Here is a 16128-nt window from a genome sequence, read left to right on the forward strand (position 1 = left end):
CGGTCGGGGGTTCGGACGTCCCCGGGTCGCCGGCCGGTGGCGGAGGATCAGCAGTTCCCGGGTCGGGGTTTCCGGGACGCCGACGCCGCCAGCTAGTGGGCCACCGCTACGGAGCGGTGACGGGACCCGCGCGGCGCCGGTGCGGGCTGCTGCGGGCTGAGCATGTGTCGGGCCGGTCGCGTGGCGAGTCCGCCGGCGACCAGGTGTTCGTAGGCGGCGCGCCACACCGAGCACGGCGACTTCTGCTGCCGCCAGCGGGTGGAGCACTCCGGGCAGTTGCCCTTCTCGTCGGGCTCGTGCGCGGCCAGCAGAGCTCGCCAGCCGTCGGTCAGGCGGGGCAGCTCGGAGCGAGCGACGGAGAGCAGGGACGGCGCGTCCGCCTGGTTGGCCAGCTCGGACAGCATGTCCAAGCGTTCCCACACGGCGTTGCGGAGCACCTGGCCGAGTATCTCGTCCACCTGTACGTCACCGTCACCTTTCCGCCTGGTCGGCGGCCTCGCGCAGGACCGTCCGCAGCTGGCCGAGTTGGCCTGCGGACAGGACCGCGGTCTCCCCAGGAGGGCCCATCAGGACCACCCTGCCCTTGTCCACCACAACGGTGAGGCACCGTTCCCGGTTCACCACGTCGCGGCAGTGGACCTGCCATGCGCGCCGCCCGTCGGTCCAGCTCGCGGGCTGCTCGGCGAGGGTCTCCCGGGTCATCCCCTGGACTCGTCCGATCAGTTCCACTTGCTGTGTCCCTCCGTGTGCGGCCGCTTACGGAAAACTAGATTGCGCGTACATCAAACGTTGTGGGGCGTCACAGCGCTGATCGGTGGGAGCGGCACGATGAACGGTCAACGGGGTTCGGTGCGACCGATCAGCCTCGCCGATCAGGCCTTCTCGGCCGGGGCGAGCAGCCCTTACTCTTCGGATGACGCCCAACGGACCGTGAGGGGGCGCAATTGAACACCATCGGTTCCCAGAGCTCGCCCGTTACGCCGGACAACTGGGAGCGCCAGGAGATGCGCGACGCGCTGGCCAACCGGGACGTCAGCTCGGTGTACCGGCAGTTGCGTCGCGTCGGCGTGTCCCAGCGACAGATCGCGGCCCTGACCGGCCAGTCGCAGTCGGAGGTCTCGGAGATCCTCAAGGGTCGCCAGGTCATGGCCTACGACGTGCTGGCCCGCATCGCCGACGGTCTCGGCGTGCCGCGCGGCTACATGGGCCTGGCCTACGACGAGACGACGGCCCTCAAGGTCGCCGGCAGCGTCGACGAGGCCGAGCAGCGGGAGGACGAGGAGGTCAAGCGGCGGCGGTTCCTGCAGCACGCGGCCTCCGTCACGATGGGCGCCCAGGTGCTGGGCCCGGACAGCGGGGCGTGGGTGCCGACGGCGGCCCAGACGCCGACGCCGAACCGGATCGGCACCACCGACGTGCGGCAGATCGAGGCCGCGACCAGGGCGCTGCGCTCGCTGGACTACCAGTACGGCGGCGGGTTCTGCCGGGACGCGGTGGTCGCCCAGCTGTCCTGGACCCGTCAGCTGCTGGAGGTGGAGGCGGCCGACCCGGTCAAGCACCGGCTGTTCAAGGCGGTCGCCGACATGCACAGCCTGGCCGGCTGGACCTCGTTCGACACCGGCCTGCTGGACTCGGCCCGCACCCACTTCGCCAAGGCGCTCGAACTGGCCAAGATGGGCAACGACAACGGCCTGGTGGCCAACATCCTGTACCGGATGGGCCGCGTCTACCTGCACAACGACGCCGCCGGCGAGGCCCTGAAGATGTTCCAGCTGGGCCAGATCGCCGCCCAGGAGTCCGGCTCCGCGCTCACGGTCGCGGTGCTGTGCGCCAACGAGGCCTGGGCCTACGGCATGCTGGACCGCCCCGACCAGGTGCAGCGCATGATCAGCCGCACCCGCGACGAGTTCGAGCGGGCGCAGAGCGAGGAAGCGCCCAGCTGGGTCAAGTTCTTCGACGTCAACGACCTGCACGGGATGATCGGCTCGGCCCTGTCGGCGCTGAGCAAGTTCGACGACAACCGGGTCAAGTACGCCCCGCTCGCGGTGAACGAGCTGATCAAGTGCACCGAGGGCTACGAGAGCAACATGCAACGCACCCACGTCTTCGGCCTGTCCATGTTGGCGGAGAACCATATGCGCGTCGGCGACGTAGACCAGGGCGTGAAGATCGGCCACTCGGCCATGAAGCTGGGCGAGTCGATCAAGTCCAAGCGGATCTCGGACCGGCTGATGCCGCTCCAGCTGGAGGCCGCTCGGCGCAAGAACAACTCGGCGGCGCTCGACCTCGCCGAGCGGATCAAGGTGTATCGGACGGTATGACCAAGTGACTGCTTCGTTGTCGGACGGACGCTCCACCAGGGATCGGCTACGGGCCGTCCTCGGTCAGGCGTGCGCGGAGGTCGGGCTGGACGCGACCGGTGCGGAACTGATCCGGTTCGTGAACAACGCTGTCTTCCGGCTGGCCCGCCACCCGGTCGTGGTGCGGATCGTGCTCACCCCGGGGCTCCGGCACCGGGCCGACAACGTGGTGAACGCCGCCCAGCTGCTGTCCGACTACGGCGTGCCGGCGGTGGAGCTGCTGCCCGACGTGCGCCAGCCGCTGCACATCGGCGAGCACTCGGCGACGTTCTGGCAGGAGGTGCCCGACACCGGCGACGAGCCGACCGCCGTGGAGCTGGCCGACCTACTGCGCCGGATGCACGAGATCCCGGTCGAGGACGCCAGCCTGCCGGAGTGGAACCCGATCGACGACCTGCGCCGCCGCATCCGCGACGCCGAGGGCTGGGACCCCGACGACGTGGAGTTCCTGCTGCGCCGGTGCGACGACGTGGAGACCCGGCTGGCCGAGGTGAGCTACGAGCTGCCGCCGGGCGTGGTGCACGGCGACGCGCACCTGGGCAACCTGATCACCACCCCGGGCGGCACGGTGCTGTGCGACTTCGACACCACCTGCGTCGGGCCGCGCGAGTGGGACCTGGTGCCGATCGCCGTCGGCCAGCTGCGCTTCCACCACACGGTGAACAAGCACGCGATGCTGGCCGAGGCCTACGGCTTCGATGTCACCCGCTGGGATGGTTTTGCCGTGCTGCGCGAGGTGCGTGAGCTCAAGCTCACCGCCGCTGTGCTGCCGATTGCCCGCAGCAACCCCAACATTCGCTCCGAGCTGCGCCGGCGGCTGCGCTCGGTTCGTGTCGGCGACACCTTCACCAGGTGGGTCCCTTACCGGTAGCGTCACATCCCGGTAACGCGGTGCCGGAGCGGTACGACGTCACAGGCATCGGGTAGTGGGCGACGCTGTGAGGTGGACTGCGACGGTGAAGGGCCTGGCGGGAACGCGCATGTTCGCGTGGCGGGGGTGGCGCACCCGGCGTGCGCTGCGTACGGCGCAACTGCTTGACGAGGTCGTCGACAGTCAGTTGCCGCTGCTCACCGCGCTGCCCGAGGGTCGACGCCGCCGTTCCGCCGACTATCTCGCCGAACTGGTGATGCTGTCCCAGGCCTACCGGCACTACGCCGCCGGCTGGATCGACCGCCGTGAACTCGACCGGCGTGGGCACGGCGTGCTCGACCGCCTCGGCGAACTGCGGGCCACGCCGTCCGCCGCCCAGGTCACCGACTGCGACTGAGCTGCTCCCGGGCCTGCTCGATCAGATCCGTCCGCCCCGTCTCCACGCCGTACAGGCCGTTGATCACCGGTTCGAGTGACGCGCGCAGCGCGATGTGCTCCCGCATGCCCGGCCAGACGTGTCCGCCGTGCCGTTCGTAGTCGGCCAGCAGCCGTTCGAAGACCGCCGGCGCGAAGTTGGCGTACGGGTCCGTGAAGTCCATGGCCGGGTCGCCGATGGTCGCGTCCGCCCAGTCGATCAGCCCCACCAGCCGGCCGCCCTCGACCAGCAGATGCTGCGGATGCAGGTCGCCCCGGGCCAGCACCATGTCCGGCGGCCAGCGGTCGGTCGCGTCCAGCCAGTCCTGCCAGCGCCGCAGCCGCTCGTCGGCGATGACGTACTCGGCGCGCGCCTGCTCGATCAGGTCGGCGATCCATTTCCGCTGGCCGTCGGGGGTGAACACCGGGACGCCCAGCGCTCGCACCGGCTCGGTCGGCAGGGCGTGCATGATCGCGATGGTGCGTCCGAGCAGGTCGTCGGTCGGCGTCCAGCGCATGTCGGCCTGCGCGCCCGGCAGCTTCGGGTAGGCGACCAGCGTGCCGGTGTTGATCCGCCAGTCCGGCACCGCGACCGGCAGCAGCGGGCGGACGTGGTCGAGCAGCCGCCCCTCGGCCGGCAGGTAGAGGCCGTCGGTGTGGCGAGGCGCCCGCAGGATCCAGTCGGCGCCGTCCGTCGCGGTCGCGTGCAGGACGAGGTAGTCCCAGCCGGACTGGTCGATCTCGTACTGATCCCGCAGGTCGAGGCCGTTTTCCCGGGCCTCGCGGAGCATCGACTCGGCTGAGGGTGGCACGGGTTCCACGCTATCGGGCTCTGGCAATCGAGTTACCGAAAGGTATTCTTACCGGCAGTAGGTTATGGGGAGGTGGGTCTGGTGAGCCTGGCTTATGACCGCGTCGGTTCCGGCGCTCCGCTCGTCCTGCTGCACGGCGTCACCCATCGCCGACAGGCCTGGGCGCCGGTGGTGGACCTGCTCAGTCCGCACCGCGAGGTGATCCTGATCGACCTGCCCGGGCACGGCGAGTCCGGACCGCTGGTCCGCGACGGCCGCACCGCCCTGGCCCAGACCCTCGACGAGCTGGTCCAGCTGTTCGAGCGGATCGGCGTGGCCCGTCCGCACGTCGCCGGCAACTCGCTCGGCGGCCGCCTGGCCCTGGAGCTGGCCGCGCTGAATGCCGTCCGCTCGGTGACCGCCCTGTCGCCGGCCGGCTTCTGGCGGGCCAACTGGGACTTCGCGTACACCCGGGCCGTGTTCGGCACGATGCGCGGCGTCGGCCGGGCGCTCGAACCGGCCGTGCCCCGGCTCGTGAACCACACCGCCGGCCGCGGGCTCATGTACGCCGCCATCGTCGCCCGCCCCAGTCGGCTCGACCCGACCCAGGCCCTCGGCGACTTCGAGGCCTTCAAGATCGCCTGGCCCTCGTACAAGCTCATCGTGCGCGAGGGCACGCCGTTCGCCGAACAGATCCCCGCCGACATCCCGATCACCGTCGCCTGGGGCACCAAGGACGCCATGCTCCCGCCCTACCAGGCCAAACGCGCCCGCCGGGCCCTGCCCGACGCCCGGCACCTGTCCCTGCCCGGCTGCGGGCACGTGCCCATGAGCGATGATCCCGAGCAGGTGGCGGCCGTGCTGCTGGAGGGCAGCGCCGCCTGAGTCCCTGCTATCCGGGATGACGGTCGCCGCCGGCGACCTATCATCCGTTCCGGGGAGGCCGGCATGAGCGCGGACACGGTCACGGAGTTCGAGAAGACGGTCGAGAAGTGCCGGGCGCGGGCCGCCGAGGATCCGGCGCACCGGCCCGAGCTGGCCGCTGCTCTGACCGCGCTGGGCGTGGCCTACCACGACCACGCCCGCTATCCCGACGCCGTCGCGCTCATCGAGGAAGCCGTCGACACCTGGCGCCTGGTCGACGGCCACCGCCCTGACCTCGCCGCCGCCCTCACCACCCTGAGCAGCTATTACACGCTGATCGGCCTGGACGAGGAGGCGGCCGTCGCCGCCCGGGAAGCCGCCGACCTGTAGGCCCGGTTCGAACAGGGGCCCGCCTGCGCGGGGACTTTGGGGAGTGCGCAGACGGGCCCTGTCCGTCGACGAGAACGGGGAACTCCCGGTCGACGGTCCACCTCGTCCGGACCCGATCGCGCGGCCTGGGGTGTGCCGGTTGATCGTCGTTCGCGCTGGCAGCGAAGGCGGGATCTGCAGGCCGGACCGCTGTGGCCTCCCTCGCTCGCCTCCTCCCCCCTGGGTGTGTCAGCACGAGGTCCTTCGATGAGGTGGCATGCCGCTCGACGCGGCCGGCCCAGCCTCTCGCACTTCCAACTAATAACGGTGTTATGAGTTGGACACCACCTGAATGGAGCACTGCGGACGACCAACGGATGCCGGCCTGGCTGCGGGTCGACCCTGCGGGCAAGGTCCGCAGGGTCGTGAGAAAACACCTGTTCACAAGAGGAGTCGACCGCCGGGGAGGGGTGCGTCCGATGGCGGCGGACCGTGCGGCTCACCGACCCAACTGGTTGCCGACCTGTGTCCACGCTGCGGCAACCCAGTTAGGCTTGGCCCACGTCAGCCAGCGAGGGGGCCCGATGTCAGGCCGAGAAGCCGACGGCGCGCGCGGTCCGTTGGCGGCGAAGATCCAGGCGCTGTTCGAGCGGCAGACGCGTCCCGTGTCCGACCACCAGCACGCGCGCGACATCGCAGCCTCCGGCAATCCGCACGCGCCGCGGCGGCAGGCGGAGTTCAGCCACAGCGCCGTCGCCCGCGCGATCGGGTCCACCGACACCTACGTCACCCAGCTCCGCAACGGCCAGCGCGACAACCCGAACCTCAAGCTGATCCAGCGGTTGGCCGACTTCTTCGGTGTCGACGTGACCTACCTGGTCAAGGACGAGATCGCCGTCGGCGACCTGCCCCTGTACGTCAGGCAGCGCAGCGTGCGGGATCGGGTGAACACCCTGTTCGAGAAGGTGCGACCGGCCGGCCCGGCCAACCCCGCGTTCAGCGACGACGCGGTCGCCGCCGCGATCGGCGTCGACGTGGCCCAGCTCAGCCGCCTGCGGGACGGGTCCGACGACGATCCCGGACTCAAGCTGTTGCGGGCCCTCGCGGAGTACTTCGGCGTGCCGGCCGAATACCTCACCACCTCCGACGCCAAGGTGATCGCCCGCATCGACGAGCAGCTCGACCTGCTCGCCGACTACCTGCCGGTGGCCGCGCGCCACCTGTCGTCGGACGTGCTGGCCGACAACGCCTCGCTCGGCGCGATCGCCGCCGTGCTCAGACACGTGCGGACCCAGAACGCGAAGCAGGCGGAAGGGCGGCCCGGCGACCGCCCGTGACCATGTCGAACCGCTGGTCGAGGATGTGACACGACGAGACCCTGGGGGGATCCGTTGCGTGTGCTGTCGTGGTTGTCCGGCCTACGCCGTCGACGACAGTTGGCGAGGGCGGTGCGGAGCCTGCTCTCCGCCGTCCCCGTGGGCGCTGATCTCGACGAGTTCATCGCGGGCCTGGCGACCTTCCGGGGCCGTCCGGTGTCGCTCATTCCGTTCTCCACGGTCGTGCCCGAGGGGCCGGCGCCCTTCTCCGGCCTGTGGGTGAAGGCCCCGACACTCGACTGCATCGTCTACGACGACACCGCGCCGCAGGCCGTCCAACGGCAGGCCGTGTTCCACGAGGTCGCGCACATGGTCCTCGGGCACCTCTCGTCGGAGGACCTCGACGACCTCCAGTTCCGTCTCATGTCCGCCCTGCTCCCCGACCTGGCCCCGGAGGTGGTCCGGCGCACCGTTCGCGCCGGCCTGTGCCGGCTGGACTGCGGCGGACAGACCGGTTACCTCGACGAACAGGAGCAGGCCGCGGAGCGGTTCGCGACCGCCCTGGCCCTGCGGGTGGCGGACACGCAGCTCATCCACCCGATCTCCCCGCCCGACCCCGCCGACCTGGCCGTGATCGCCCGGTTCGCCTCGACCCTGCGGCCCTCGCGGCGGGGGCGCGACCAGCTGTGAACGTTTCGCTCGTGGCGGTGGTCGGGCTGATCGGCTCGATCATCGCGGTGATCACCGTGCTGTACCGGGTCGTCCAGGGCGGTCGCACGCCGCAGCTGCGCGCGCTGGGCATCGGGGTGGTCTTCTCCTTCGCCGCTTCGCTCGTGCGCATTCCCGGTGTGTCGGCGCTGTTGGTCGTCGGCGGAGTGGACCTCACCTGGCCGGTCGAGAACATCGTCGGCATGCTCTGCAACTACTTCATGTTGTGCTGTATGTATTTCACGGTCGAAGAGCCGGCAGCGGCGGCCCGACAGACGCGGCGTCATCTCACCGCACTGCTCTGTGCGGGCGCGATTCTCGTTTTCCTGTTCTCGCTGGCCCCGCATTCACGGGAATTCGACTTCGGCCCGCACGGACGCTACACGGCGGGCGGGCGGCCGGACGTGGTCGTCGGCCCCATTGCCTGGCTCATCCTGGCCGTCTATCTCGTCTACCCGTTGCAGGACCTCGCTCGGGTCAGCCTGCGCTGGGCCCGCAAGGCCGCCTCGGTCAGATGGCTGTCGCTCGCCCTCGGCACGTACTCGCTGTGTGTGTCCATCGCGGCCATCGTGCAGTTCCACGTGATCGCCTATCAGGTCGCGTTGCTGGTGCCCGGTCTTGCGCCCTTCCCCTGGCCCGAGGCGTCGGTGGAAGGGCCGCCACTCGCTGTCGCCGGTTTCGGCTCGCTGGTCGGCCTGTGCGCGACCGGGGTCTATTCGGTGCTCATGACCAGCCCTTGGCTCCGGCCGGTCCGCGAAATGCTGCACCGCATTCAGCTCTGGTGGCAGTGCTATGCCGTCTGTTGTCGTCTTTATGCGTTGTGGTCGACGTTGTGGCGGGCGTTGCCGAGCGTGGCGCTCAGTCCGGCCAGATCGAGAGCCGCGGATCTGCTGCGCCTGCGCGCGACGTGGAATCTGCATCGACGGATCATCGAGCTCAACGACTTTCTCCAGGCGTTTCGGCGTCACGTCGACGCGGATGTGGGCGACCTGGCGGAAACGCTGGCTCGCGAGCGCGGTCTGACCGGCGGCGATGCGGCGGCCCTCGTCGACGCCGTCGTGCTCGCGGTCGGCCGTGAGGCCTACCTGGCCGGTCGGCCCATGCCCGGCAGCGTCGTCGATGTCGTCGGCCGGCGGTCCGAAGTCGGCGGGCTGGCGCACGAGGCCCGCCACTGGCTACGCGTGTCCGCCCTGTTCTTCGGCTCGCCCATCGTCGCCGAGGCGAGCGCCGTTGACGCTCAGGTCAGACGACGGGGGCGCGGGTGAGGACCACGGCCAGGCCGTAGGCCAGGCCCATGACCGCGAGCTCGAAGGTGAGCCAGCCGGCCAGGGCGGGGATGCGCTGGTGCTGCTCGACCAGGGGCAGCAGGCGGAAGCGGATGTTGGCGCCGAGCAGGCCGAGGGCGGCGAAGCAGGCGATCTTGCCGAGGACGATCCAGCCGTAGTGGGTGACGAACAGGCCGGTCCAGAGGCTGACGCCGGGGGTGCCGGCCAGGGTGATGGCGGCGTTGACCAGGCCGGTGGCGCCGACGGCGATCAGGCAGACGGTGGCCAGCTTGGAGAACTTGGGCAGGGCCCGGGCCAGCAGGGAGCGGTTGGCCAGGACGAGCACGCCCAGGGCGAGCAGACCGCCGGTCCAGCCGGCGGCCGCCATGACGTGCAGCTCCATCGAGACCATGCTCAGCCCGTGCCCGTCCCAGGCCAGCCCGAAGTTGGAGGCGTGGCCGGTGACGGGAATGGGCAGCAGGCCGAAGACGGACAGCACGATCCGCAGCTCGGCCGGGACCTTCTCGCCGTGGCGCAGGGCCAGCACGGCGAACAGCAGGTAGACCAGGGCGATGCCGGCGCTGATGACCAGGGCCTGGCCGGCGCCGATGGTGGAGACGTACTCGACGACGGTGCTGACGGTGGGGATCTCGCCGGGGCGAAGGTCGGCGGCGGCGAAGACCAGGGACAGCAACGCGGTGACGGCCCACGCGGCGGAGCTGATGACGGCGACCCGCCGGGCGGTGTCGAGCACGGGCTCGGTCTGCTTGGGACGGTCGAAGCCGAGCAGCATGGGCAGCACGCTCAGCCCGACCGTCACCAGTGCGGACACGTCCAGCAGCACCCGCACCACGGGCAGCCCGAACCGGACCATCGCGCCGGGCTCGGCGACGCCGGGCACCGGGGCCTCGCCGGTCAGCGAGGTCCCGATGAGCGCCCCGGCCAGTGCCGTCAGCACCAGGCCGACGACCAGCCCGTAGTTGGGGCGCGCGATGGTCCGGGGAGTGGTCATTTCGAGCTGTCCTCCGGCGTGCGACCCATGCGCAGCGCGACGAACACGCCGACGCCGAGCAACACGACGCCGCCCACGATCCACGGCCACACCGGCACGGAGCCGTCGGAGCCGTCGGTCGAGGCCTGGGCGTCGGAGGCGGCGGTGGGCGTGGCCGGCGTGCCGTTGCCGGCCTTGGTCAGCGTGAACTTCACCGCGCCGGACACCGGGTGCCCGTCGGCGGACAGGATCCGGTAGCCGACGGTGTACTGCCCGGCCGCGCCCAGCGGCCGCACCGGCGCACTGATCACGTTGCTGTCCACCTTGGCCGGGCCGCCGTCCCAGCGGGTGTTGCCCGGCCCGGTCACGGTGATCACGTCGAAGTCGCCCTGCTGGATCGGCAGGTCGAAGGTGAGGCTCACGGTCGAGGGACCGGCCTCCAACGACGTGCCGTCCTTGGGGTCGCTGCCGACCAGCACGTTGTGCGCGAACGCCGGCCCGGCCAGGCCGACCATTCCCGCGCCGGCCAGCAGCAGGCACGCCAGCAGCCGCTTCACTCCGACTTGCCCCCCTTTTCGGTGGTGGTGGACTCGGTGGACGCCGGGGCCGGGGTGGCGACGGCCGGTCGCCGGGTGCGCAGCACCGCGCCCGCGCCGACGCCGACGCCGATGGCCCCGACCAGCAGACCGGCCCCGCCCAGCCAGCGGGCGGTGTTGTCGGAGACGGCGGTGCTGGACGCGGTGTCGGTGATGCCGGTCGCGCCCATGGCCGACATGTCCATGGCCCCGGGCGCGTTGGCCTTGGTCTGGAGCTTGATCGACGGCGACGGGTGCTCGGGCTCCTTCTGCCCGGCGGCCGGCGGCGCGTCGGCCCAGTTCACCACCACGCCGTTGTCGTAGGTCTGCACGGCCGGGAACTGGAGCTCGTCGGTGTCGTCGGGCAGCGGCCCGGCCGACACGGCGAACTCCTGGAACTCGCCGGGGTTGATCCGGGTGCCGGCGTCGGCGGTCCAGGTGACGGTCTTGACGGCGTTCTTGACGTCGAGGTTGTTCTCCTTGATCGGCGCGGGCAGCGGCTCCACGTCGACCTGGGACTTCCAGCCCGGCACCGGCCGCACCGATGCGCCCGGAATGGGGTACGAGTCGGGGAAGGTGACCTGCAGCTTCACCGTGCCGGCGTCGGCCTCCTCGTTGGGCACGCGGAAGGTGATCACCGCGTAGCTGCCCTGCACGGCGGTCGTGACGTTGGCGGTGACGTGCGCGAACGCGCCCGGGGCGGTGACCAGGGCGACGGCGCCGGCGACGGCGAGCACGCCGCCGGCGCGCAGCGCGAAGCGGGTTGTGGACATGGCTGTGTTCTCTCCTGAATGGGGACTGGTCGGGGTGTCGGGGATTCAGGAGAAAAGCGGGGGGCCGCGACGGCCCAGCGACCGGCGGAACAGCACGTCCAGGACCTGGTCGGCCGGCCGGGAGACGACCGGGGCGATGCGGACCCGGTCGGGATGGGGGAAGGACGGCACACACGGCAGCAGCCGGTGGACCGCGCCGGCGATCGCGACGACGGCGGCGTCGGCCTTGGCCAGCAGCACGGCGGTCAGCAGCAGCGCGACCAGGTGCGCAGCCGCCATGAACCCGGTGCCGAAGGCGGCGTCGCCGTGCATCACCGAGAGCAGCACATGCTGGGTGAGCTCGGCGGTCCCGAGGGCGCCGATGATCGTCCAGCCGCTGCGCCAGCGGTCGGCCAGGGCCGTGCCGGCCAGCGCGATGAGCAGGCTCAACGGCAGCACGGGCAGCGCCTCGGGCCAGCCGCCGCCGGCCACGCCGTGCGCCGTCACGGCCAGCGTGGTTGAGCTGACGGCCAGCATGGCGCCGCGCGACAACCGCACGGGGCCGGTGAGCTGCTGCCGTCGAGACACGCCGCTGAGCGTAAGGGGTGCCGGGGAACGTTCCGAATGGTGGTTTATCGCTACTCCATTTGGGTACCCATCACCTCATGGGTTTGTGGACGTACGTGACCGCCCGCTGGCAGGCCCTGCTGATGGACTCCTACCTGCACGCCAGCGCCGTGGTTCAGGCCACGCTGCTGGCGACCGTGCTGGGCGTCGGGCTGGGCGTCGCGGTCTACCGAAGTCCGGTCGGATCGGCCGTGGCCACCGCGCTGACCAGCGCGATCCTGACCATTCCCTCGTTCGCCCTGCTCGGCCTGCTCATCCCGGTGCTGGGCCTGGGCGTGCCGCCGACGATGGTCGCGCTGGTGCTCTACGCCCTGCTGCCGATCGTGCGGAACACGGTGGTCGGGCTGAACGGGGTGGATCCGGCGGTGGTGGACGCGGCCCGCGGCATCGGCATGGGACGGCTGCGCGTGCTGACCCGGGTCGAGCTGCGGCTGGCCTGGCCGGCGGTGCTGGCCGGCATGCGGGTCAGCACCCAGCTGCTGATGGGCATCGCGGCCATCGCGGCGTACGTGAAGGGCCCGGGACTGGGCAATCTGATCTTCAGCGGGCTGTCCCGGGTGGGCAGCGTCAACGCCGTCGAGCTCGCGCTGGTCGGCACCATCGGCGTGATCGTGATCGCGCTGCTGCTGGACGGCGTGTACGTGCTCGTCGGCCGGCTGACCACATCGAGGGGCATCCGTGACTGAGCAGCAAGCCGTCGACATCGAGCTGGAGAACGTCACCAAGCGCTATCCGGGCGGGCGGCAGGCGGCCGTCGAGAACTTCAGCATGACCATCGCCGCCGGCGAGATCGTGGTCTTCGTCGGCCCGTCCGGCTGCGGCAAGACCACCACCATGAAGATGATCAACCGGCTGATCGAGCCGTCGTCGGGCCGGATCACCATCGGCGGCCGGGACGCGCTCTCGCTGGACCCGGACGAGCTGCGCCGCGGCATCGGCTACGCCATCCAGCAGGCGGGCCTGTTCCCGCACCTGACCGTTGGCCAGAACATCGGCCTGGTCCCGGGCCTGCTGAACTGGCCCAAGGCCAGGACGACGGCCCGGGTGGAGGAGATGCTCGACCTGGTCGGGCTGGATCCGGGCGAGTTCCGCGACCGCTTCCCGCGCCAGCTGTCCGGCGGCCAGCAGCAGCGCGTCGGGGTGGCCAGGGCGCTGGCCGCCGACCCGCCGGTGCTGCTGATGGACGAGCCGTTCGGCGCGGTGGACCCGATCACCCGAGGCAATCTCCAGGACGAGCTGCTGTCGTTGCAGTCCGAACTGCACAAGACGATCGTGTTCGTCACCCACGACTTCGACGAGGCGGTGAAGCTGGGGGACCGGATCGCCGTGCTCGGGCCCCGGTCCAGCATCCTCCAGTTCGACACGCCCGAGGCCATCCTGGCCGCCCCGGCCGACGACACCGTGGCCGGCTTCGTCGGCGCGGGCGCGTCGTTGAAGCAGCTCACGCTGCTGCGGGTGCGGGACGTCGAGCTGGACCACGTCGAGACGGCGACCCTCGACGAACGGCCGGCGGACGTGCGGGCCCGGCTGCTGGCCGGCGACCACAAGTACGCCCTCGTGCTGGACAACCGGAAGCGGCCCAAGCGCTGGGTGCACCTGCGCGACCTCAACGACGGGGCGCTGGGCACGGTCGGGCGGCCGGTGAACGACCAGGTCAGTCGGCAGTCCACGCTCCAGGACGCGCTGGAGGCGATCCTCACCGAGGGCGGTTCGGTGCCGGTGGTCGGCACTCGCGGCGAGTACGTCGGCGCGGTCGGCATCGACACCGTGATGGACGTCGTGCGCAAGCTGCGCGAGGAGCACGAGCATGCCTGACCGCGCCGATCGGATCCGGCTGTTCGCCCAGCCGGTCGCGGTGCTCGCGGTGGTCGCGGGCGTGCTGGTGTGGGAGAGCACCCGGCAGCTGGACGACATCGAGCAGCGCAACATCAACTTCCCCACGCTGGTCGAGCTGACCTGGCAGCACCTGCTGCTGGCGGTGGCCGTGACGGCGGTGGTGGTGCTGGTCGGCGTGCCGCTGGGCATCCTGCTGACGCGGCGCTGGGCCCGGTTCGCCGCGCCGGTCGTGCTGACCCTGGCCAACATCGGGCAGGCCGCCCCGGCCATCGGCCTGATGGTGCTGTTCTTCCTGGTCACGGCCAGCACCGGGTTCTGGGTCGCGGCCCTGCCGATCGCCCTGTATTCGCTGCTGCCGGTGCTGCGCAACACCATCGTCGGCATCCGCCAGGTCGATCCGACCCTGATCGAGGCCGGCCGCGGCATCGGCATGTCGTCCTCGGCGGTGCTGCGGCGGGTCGAGCTGCCGCTGGCCGTGCCGCTGATCCTGGCCGGCCTGCGCACCTCGCTGGTGCTGGCCGTGGGCACCGCGACGCTGGCCTTCTTCGTGGCCGGCGGCGGGCTGGGCGTGCTGATCGACACCGGCGACAAGCTGGCCCGCTACTCGGTGCTGGTGGTCGGCTCGGTGCTGGCCATGGCGCTGGCGCTGCTCGTCGACTGGCTCGGCGGGCTGGCGGAGGAGTTTCTCGGACCGAAAGGGCTGCGATGAGGAAGCTGGTGGCGTTGGCCCTGGTCGCGACCCTGCTCACGGGGTGCGGGCTCAGCTCCGGTTCGACGGTGCCGGTGGCGGTCGGCCCGGGCTCGATCAAGCCGGTGCTGTCCGGGGTGAAGCTGGCCGTCGGGTCCAAGGACTTCACCGAGAACATCGTGCTGGGCTACATCGCCGAGCTGGCCCTGTCGGCGGCCGGCGCGCAGGTCAGCGACCTGACCAACATCCAGGGCTCCAACTCGGCCCGCAACGCCCTGCTGGCCGGGCAGATCGACATGAGCTGGGAGTACACCGGCACCGCGTGGATCAGCTACCTCGGGCACAACGACGTGATCGTCGACCCGCGGGAGCAGTTCGACAAGGTCCGGACGGCCGACCGGGCCAACGGCGTGAGCTGGCTGGCGATGTCCCCGGTCAACGACAAGTACGCCATCGCCGCCAACGCCGACGTGATCAAGAAGTACGGCGTGCGCACGCTGTCCGAGCTGGCCGAGGTCGACCCCTCGGCGCTGACGTTCTGCCTGGAGACCGAGTTCGCCAGCCGCAACGACGGCTTCCCGGGCATGACCAAGAAGTACGGGATCCCGTCGCAGAACGTGAGGATCCTCGGCACCGGCGCGGTCTACCAGGCGACCAAGGACGGCACGGCCTGCAACTGGGGCGAGGTCTTCACCACCGACGCCCGGATCTTGTCGCTCGGCCTCACCGTGCTCGACGACGACCAGCACTTCTTCCCGCAGTACAACGCGGCGCTGACCGTGCGCTCGGCCGTGCTGGCCGCGCACCCGCAGATCGAGCAGGTGATCGCCCCGGTCTCGGCCAAGCTGGACAACCGGACCATGCAGGAGCTCAACGCCCAGGTGGACGTGCAGGGCCGGGACCCGGCCGACGTGGCCCGCGACTGGCTGGTCAAGGAGGGCTTCGTGACCAGCAAGGACGTGCCGGACAGCAACGCCTAGCGACGCGGCGACGGCCGGGTGTGGGACAGCACCTGGTCTATCTGCTCCGGCGTGGCCATCGGGGCCGGCAGCGGCTCTCGTGACTGGGTGTCGGCGCGGTAGCCGTCCAGCACGAGGGCCAGCGCGCGCCGCCAGAGGTCGGGGTCGACGTGCTTGGCGTGGTCGACCACCGTGCCGACCATCTCCTGGATCAGCGGAAAGTCCTCGGCGCCCACGTCCGGGCGCAACTGGCCGGAGGCGTGCGCCCGCCGGACCAGCTCCCGCACGGCCGGCCCGATCCGCCGGCTGGCCCGTTTGGCCCGCTCGGTGGCCCGGCCGCTGCCGACCATGAGGTCGCGCAGGCCGCGGTCGCCGGCCTGGAGTTCGAGGTTGCCGGCGACGAACGCGCACAGGCCCTGCCACGGGTCCTCGATCTGCGATGCCCCCTCGACCAGGGCGATGACCTGGTCCACCCGGTCGTCGAACAGCTCGTCGAGCAGCTGCTCCCGGTCCGGGAAGCGCCGGTAGACGGTGCCCACGCCGACCTCGGCCGCGCGGGCGATGTCGTTGTGGGTCACGTCCAGGCCGACCTCCGCGACCAGCGCGTCCGCCGCGGCCAGGATGCGCTGCCGGTTGCGCTCGGCGTCTCGCCGCAGGGGCTTGGAACCGTCCATGGCCACCATCCTAGCTGGGAAACGGAGCAGAGTTGTCCATGTGGATAGCTCGTATCCATTTTCGCTGC

At 71.0% G+C, this 16128-nt stretch carries 20 protein-coding genes; 12 read left to right on the forward strand and 8 right to left on the reverse strand.

Annotated elements, in window-relative coordinates; genetic code table 11:
- Window positions 1-92 precede the first annotated feature (92 nt).
- Together ACIG5F_RS06990 and ACIG5F_RS06995 are read right to left on the reverse strand one after the other, a co-directional pair.
- Window positions 93-458 (reverse strand): hypothetical protein, encoded by a 366-nt coding sequence (locus ACIG5F_RS06990; protein ID WP_396516500.1) that lies wholly within the window; start codon window positions 456-458, stop codon window positions 93-95.
- Window positions 459-471: 13 nt separating this feature from the next.
- Complete coding sequence (locus ACIG5F_RS06995; RefSeq protein ID WP_396516501.1) at window positions 472-702, reverse strand: hypothetical protein; 231 nt, start codon at window positions 700-702, stop codon at window positions 472-474.
- A gap of 302 nt (window positions 703-1004) precedes the next feature.
- Here ACIG5F_RS06995 and ACIG5F_RS07000 point away from each other — a divergent pair, with 302 nt between their 5' ends.
- The 3 genes from ACIG5F_RS07000 (at window position 1005) to ACIG5F_RS07010 (ending at window position 3628) form a co-directional block, all read left to right on the forward strand.
- Window positions 1005-2321 (forward strand): helix-turn-helix domain-containing protein, encoded by a 1317-nt coding sequence (locus tag ACIG5F_RS07000; RefSeq protein WP_396516873.1) that lies wholly within the window; start codon window positions 1005-1007, stop codon window positions 2319-2321.
- Window positions 2322-2325: 4 nt separating this feature from the next.
- Complete coding sequence (locus ACIG5F_RS07005) at window positions 2326-3231, forward strand: phosphotransferase (RefSeq protein ID WP_396516502.1); 906 nt, start codon at window positions 2326-2328, stop codon at window positions 3229-3231.
- Between the two features lie 109 nt (window positions 3232-3340).
- Window positions 3341-3628: a hypothetical protein gene (locus ACIG5F_RS07010; RefSeq protein WP_396516503.1), complete on the forward strand. Its 288-nt coding sequence runs from the start codon at window positions 3341-3343 to the stop codon at window positions 3626-3628.
- Here the strand turns inward: ACIG5F_RS07010 and ACIG5F_RS07015 are convergent.
- Complete coding sequence (locus tag ACIG5F_RS07015) at window positions 3612-4457, reverse strand: macrolide 2'-phosphotransferase (RefSeq protein WP_396516504.1); 846 nt, start codon at window positions 4455-4457, stop codon at window positions 3612-3614. The two genes, ACIG5F_RS07010 and ACIG5F_RS07015, sit on opposite strands and share 17 nt — an antisense overlap.
- 81 nt (window positions 4458-4538) lie before the next feature.
- Here ACIG5F_RS07015 and ACIG5F_RS07020 point away from each other — a divergent pair, with 81 nt between their 5' ends.
- The 5 genes from ACIG5F_RS07020 (at window position 4539) to ACIG5F_RS07040 (ending at window position 8958) form a co-directional block, all read left to right on the forward strand.
- The gene (locus tag ACIG5F_RS07020; RefSeq protein WP_396516505.1) at window positions 4539-5321 is read left to right on the forward strand and encodes an alpha/beta fold hydrolase; all 783 of its coding nucleotides are present in this window, start codon (window positions 4539-4541) and stop codon (window positions 5319-5321) included.
- 63 nt (window positions 5322-5384) lie between these two features.
- Window positions 5385-5690, forward strand: coding sequence for a tetratricopeptide repeat protein (locus ACIG5F_RS07025; RefSeq protein ID WP_396516507.1), 306 nt, complete (start codon window positions 5385-5387; stop codon window positions 5688-5690).
- 563 nt (window positions 5691-6253) lie between these two features.
- The gene (locus tag ACIG5F_RS07030) at window positions 6254-7006 is read left to right on the forward strand and encodes a helix-turn-helix transcriptional regulator (protein ID WP_396516508.1); all 753 of its coding nucleotides are present in this window, start codon (window positions 6254-6256) and stop codon (window positions 7004-7006) included.
- Window positions 7007-7144: 138 nt separating this feature from the next.
- Entirely contained in the window at window positions 7145-7675 is a 531-nt protein-coding gene (locus ACIG5F_RS07035) for a hypothetical protein (RefSeq protein ID WP_396516509.1), read from the forward strand.
- 11 nt (window positions 7676-7686) lie between these two features.
- Complete coding sequence (locus ACIG5F_RS07040; protein WP_396516510.1) at window positions 7687-8958, forward strand: MAB_1171c family putative transporter; 1272 nt, start codon at window positions 7687-7689, stop codon at window positions 8956-8958.
- Here the strand turns inward: ACIG5F_RS07040 and ACIG5F_RS07045 are convergent.
- The 4 genes from ACIG5F_RS07045 to ACIG5F_RS07060 are packed head-to-tail and all read right to left on the reverse strand — an operon-like array spanning window position 8936 to window position 11864.
- Complete coding sequence (locus ACIG5F_RS07045) at window positions 8936-9970, reverse strand: copper resistance D family protein (protein WP_396516511.1); 1035 nt, start codon at window positions 9968-9970, stop codon at window positions 8936-8938. The two genes, ACIG5F_RS07040 and ACIG5F_RS07045, sit on opposite strands and share 23 nt — an antisense overlap.
- Window positions 9967-10506: a copper resistance protein CopC gene (locus ACIG5F_RS07050; protein WP_396516512.1), complete on the reverse strand. Its 540-nt coding sequence runs from the start codon at window positions 10504-10506 to the stop codon at window positions 9967-9969. The genes ACIG5F_RS07045 and ACIG5F_RS07050 overlap by 4 nt, the downstream gene beginning before the upstream one ends.
- Window positions 10503-11297 carry a YcnI family protein gene (locus ACIG5F_RS07055; RefSeq protein WP_396516513.1) on the reverse strand — a complete coding sequence of 265 codons (795 nt, stop codon included), beginning with the start codon at window positions 11295-11297 and terminating at the stop codon, window positions 10503-10505. Before ACIG5F_RS07055 ends, ACIG5F_RS07050 begins: the two co-directional genes overlap by 4 nt.
- A 45-nt stretch (window positions 11298-11342) precedes the next feature.
- Complete coding sequence (locus ACIG5F_RS07060; RefSeq protein WP_396516514.1) at window positions 11343-11864, reverse strand: hypothetical protein; 522 nt, start codon at window positions 11862-11864, stop codon at window positions 11343-11345.
- A gap of 77 nt (window positions 11865-11941) precedes the next feature.
- Between ACIG5F_RS07060 and ACIG5F_RS07065 the strand changes: the two genes are divergently transcribed.
- The 4 genes from ACIG5F_RS07065 to ACIG5F_RS07080 are packed head-to-tail and all read left to right on the forward strand — an operon-like array spanning window position 11942 to window position 15407.
- The gene (locus ACIG5F_RS07065) at window positions 11942-12589 is read left to right on the forward strand and encodes an ABC transporter permease (protein ID WP_396516515.1); all 648 of its coding nucleotides are present in this window, start codon (window positions 11942-11944) and stop codon (window positions 12587-12589) included.
- A complete protein-coding gene (locus tag ACIG5F_RS07070; protein WP_396516516.1) occupies window positions 12582-13718 on the forward strand; it encodes an ABC transporter ATP-binding protein in 1137 nt (378 codons plus the stop codon). The genes ACIG5F_RS07065 and ACIG5F_RS07070 overlap by 8 nt, the downstream gene beginning before the upstream one ends.
- Complete coding sequence (locus tag ACIG5F_RS07075; RefSeq protein ID WP_396516517.1) at window positions 13711-14448, forward strand: ABC transporter permease; 738 nt, start codon at window positions 13711-13713, stop codon at window positions 14446-14448. The genes ACIG5F_RS07070 and ACIG5F_RS07075 overlap by 8 nt, the downstream gene beginning before the upstream one ends.
- Window positions 14445-15407 (forward strand): glycine betaine ABC transporter substrate-binding protein, encoded by a 963-nt coding sequence (locus ACIG5F_RS07080; protein ID WP_396516518.1) that lies wholly within the window; start codon window positions 14445-14447, stop codon window positions 15405-15407. Before ACIG5F_RS07075 ends, ACIG5F_RS07080 begins: the two co-directional genes overlap by 4 nt.
- Here ACIG5F_RS07080 and ACIG5F_RS07085 read toward each other — a convergent pair.
- A complete protein-coding gene (locus ACIG5F_RS07085) occupies window positions 15404-16060 on the reverse strand; it encodes a TetR/AcrR family transcriptional regulator (RefSeq protein WP_396516519.1) in 657 nt (218 codons plus the stop codon). The two genes, ACIG5F_RS07080 and ACIG5F_RS07085, sit on opposite strands and share 4 nt — an antisense overlap.
- Window positions 16061-16128: the final 68 nt, after the last annotated feature.

Source organism: Kutzneria sp. NPDC052558 (assembly GCF_044547355.1).
Classification (GTDB): Bacteria; Actinomycetota; Actinomycetes; order Mycobacteriales; family Pseudonocardiaceae; genus Kutzneria.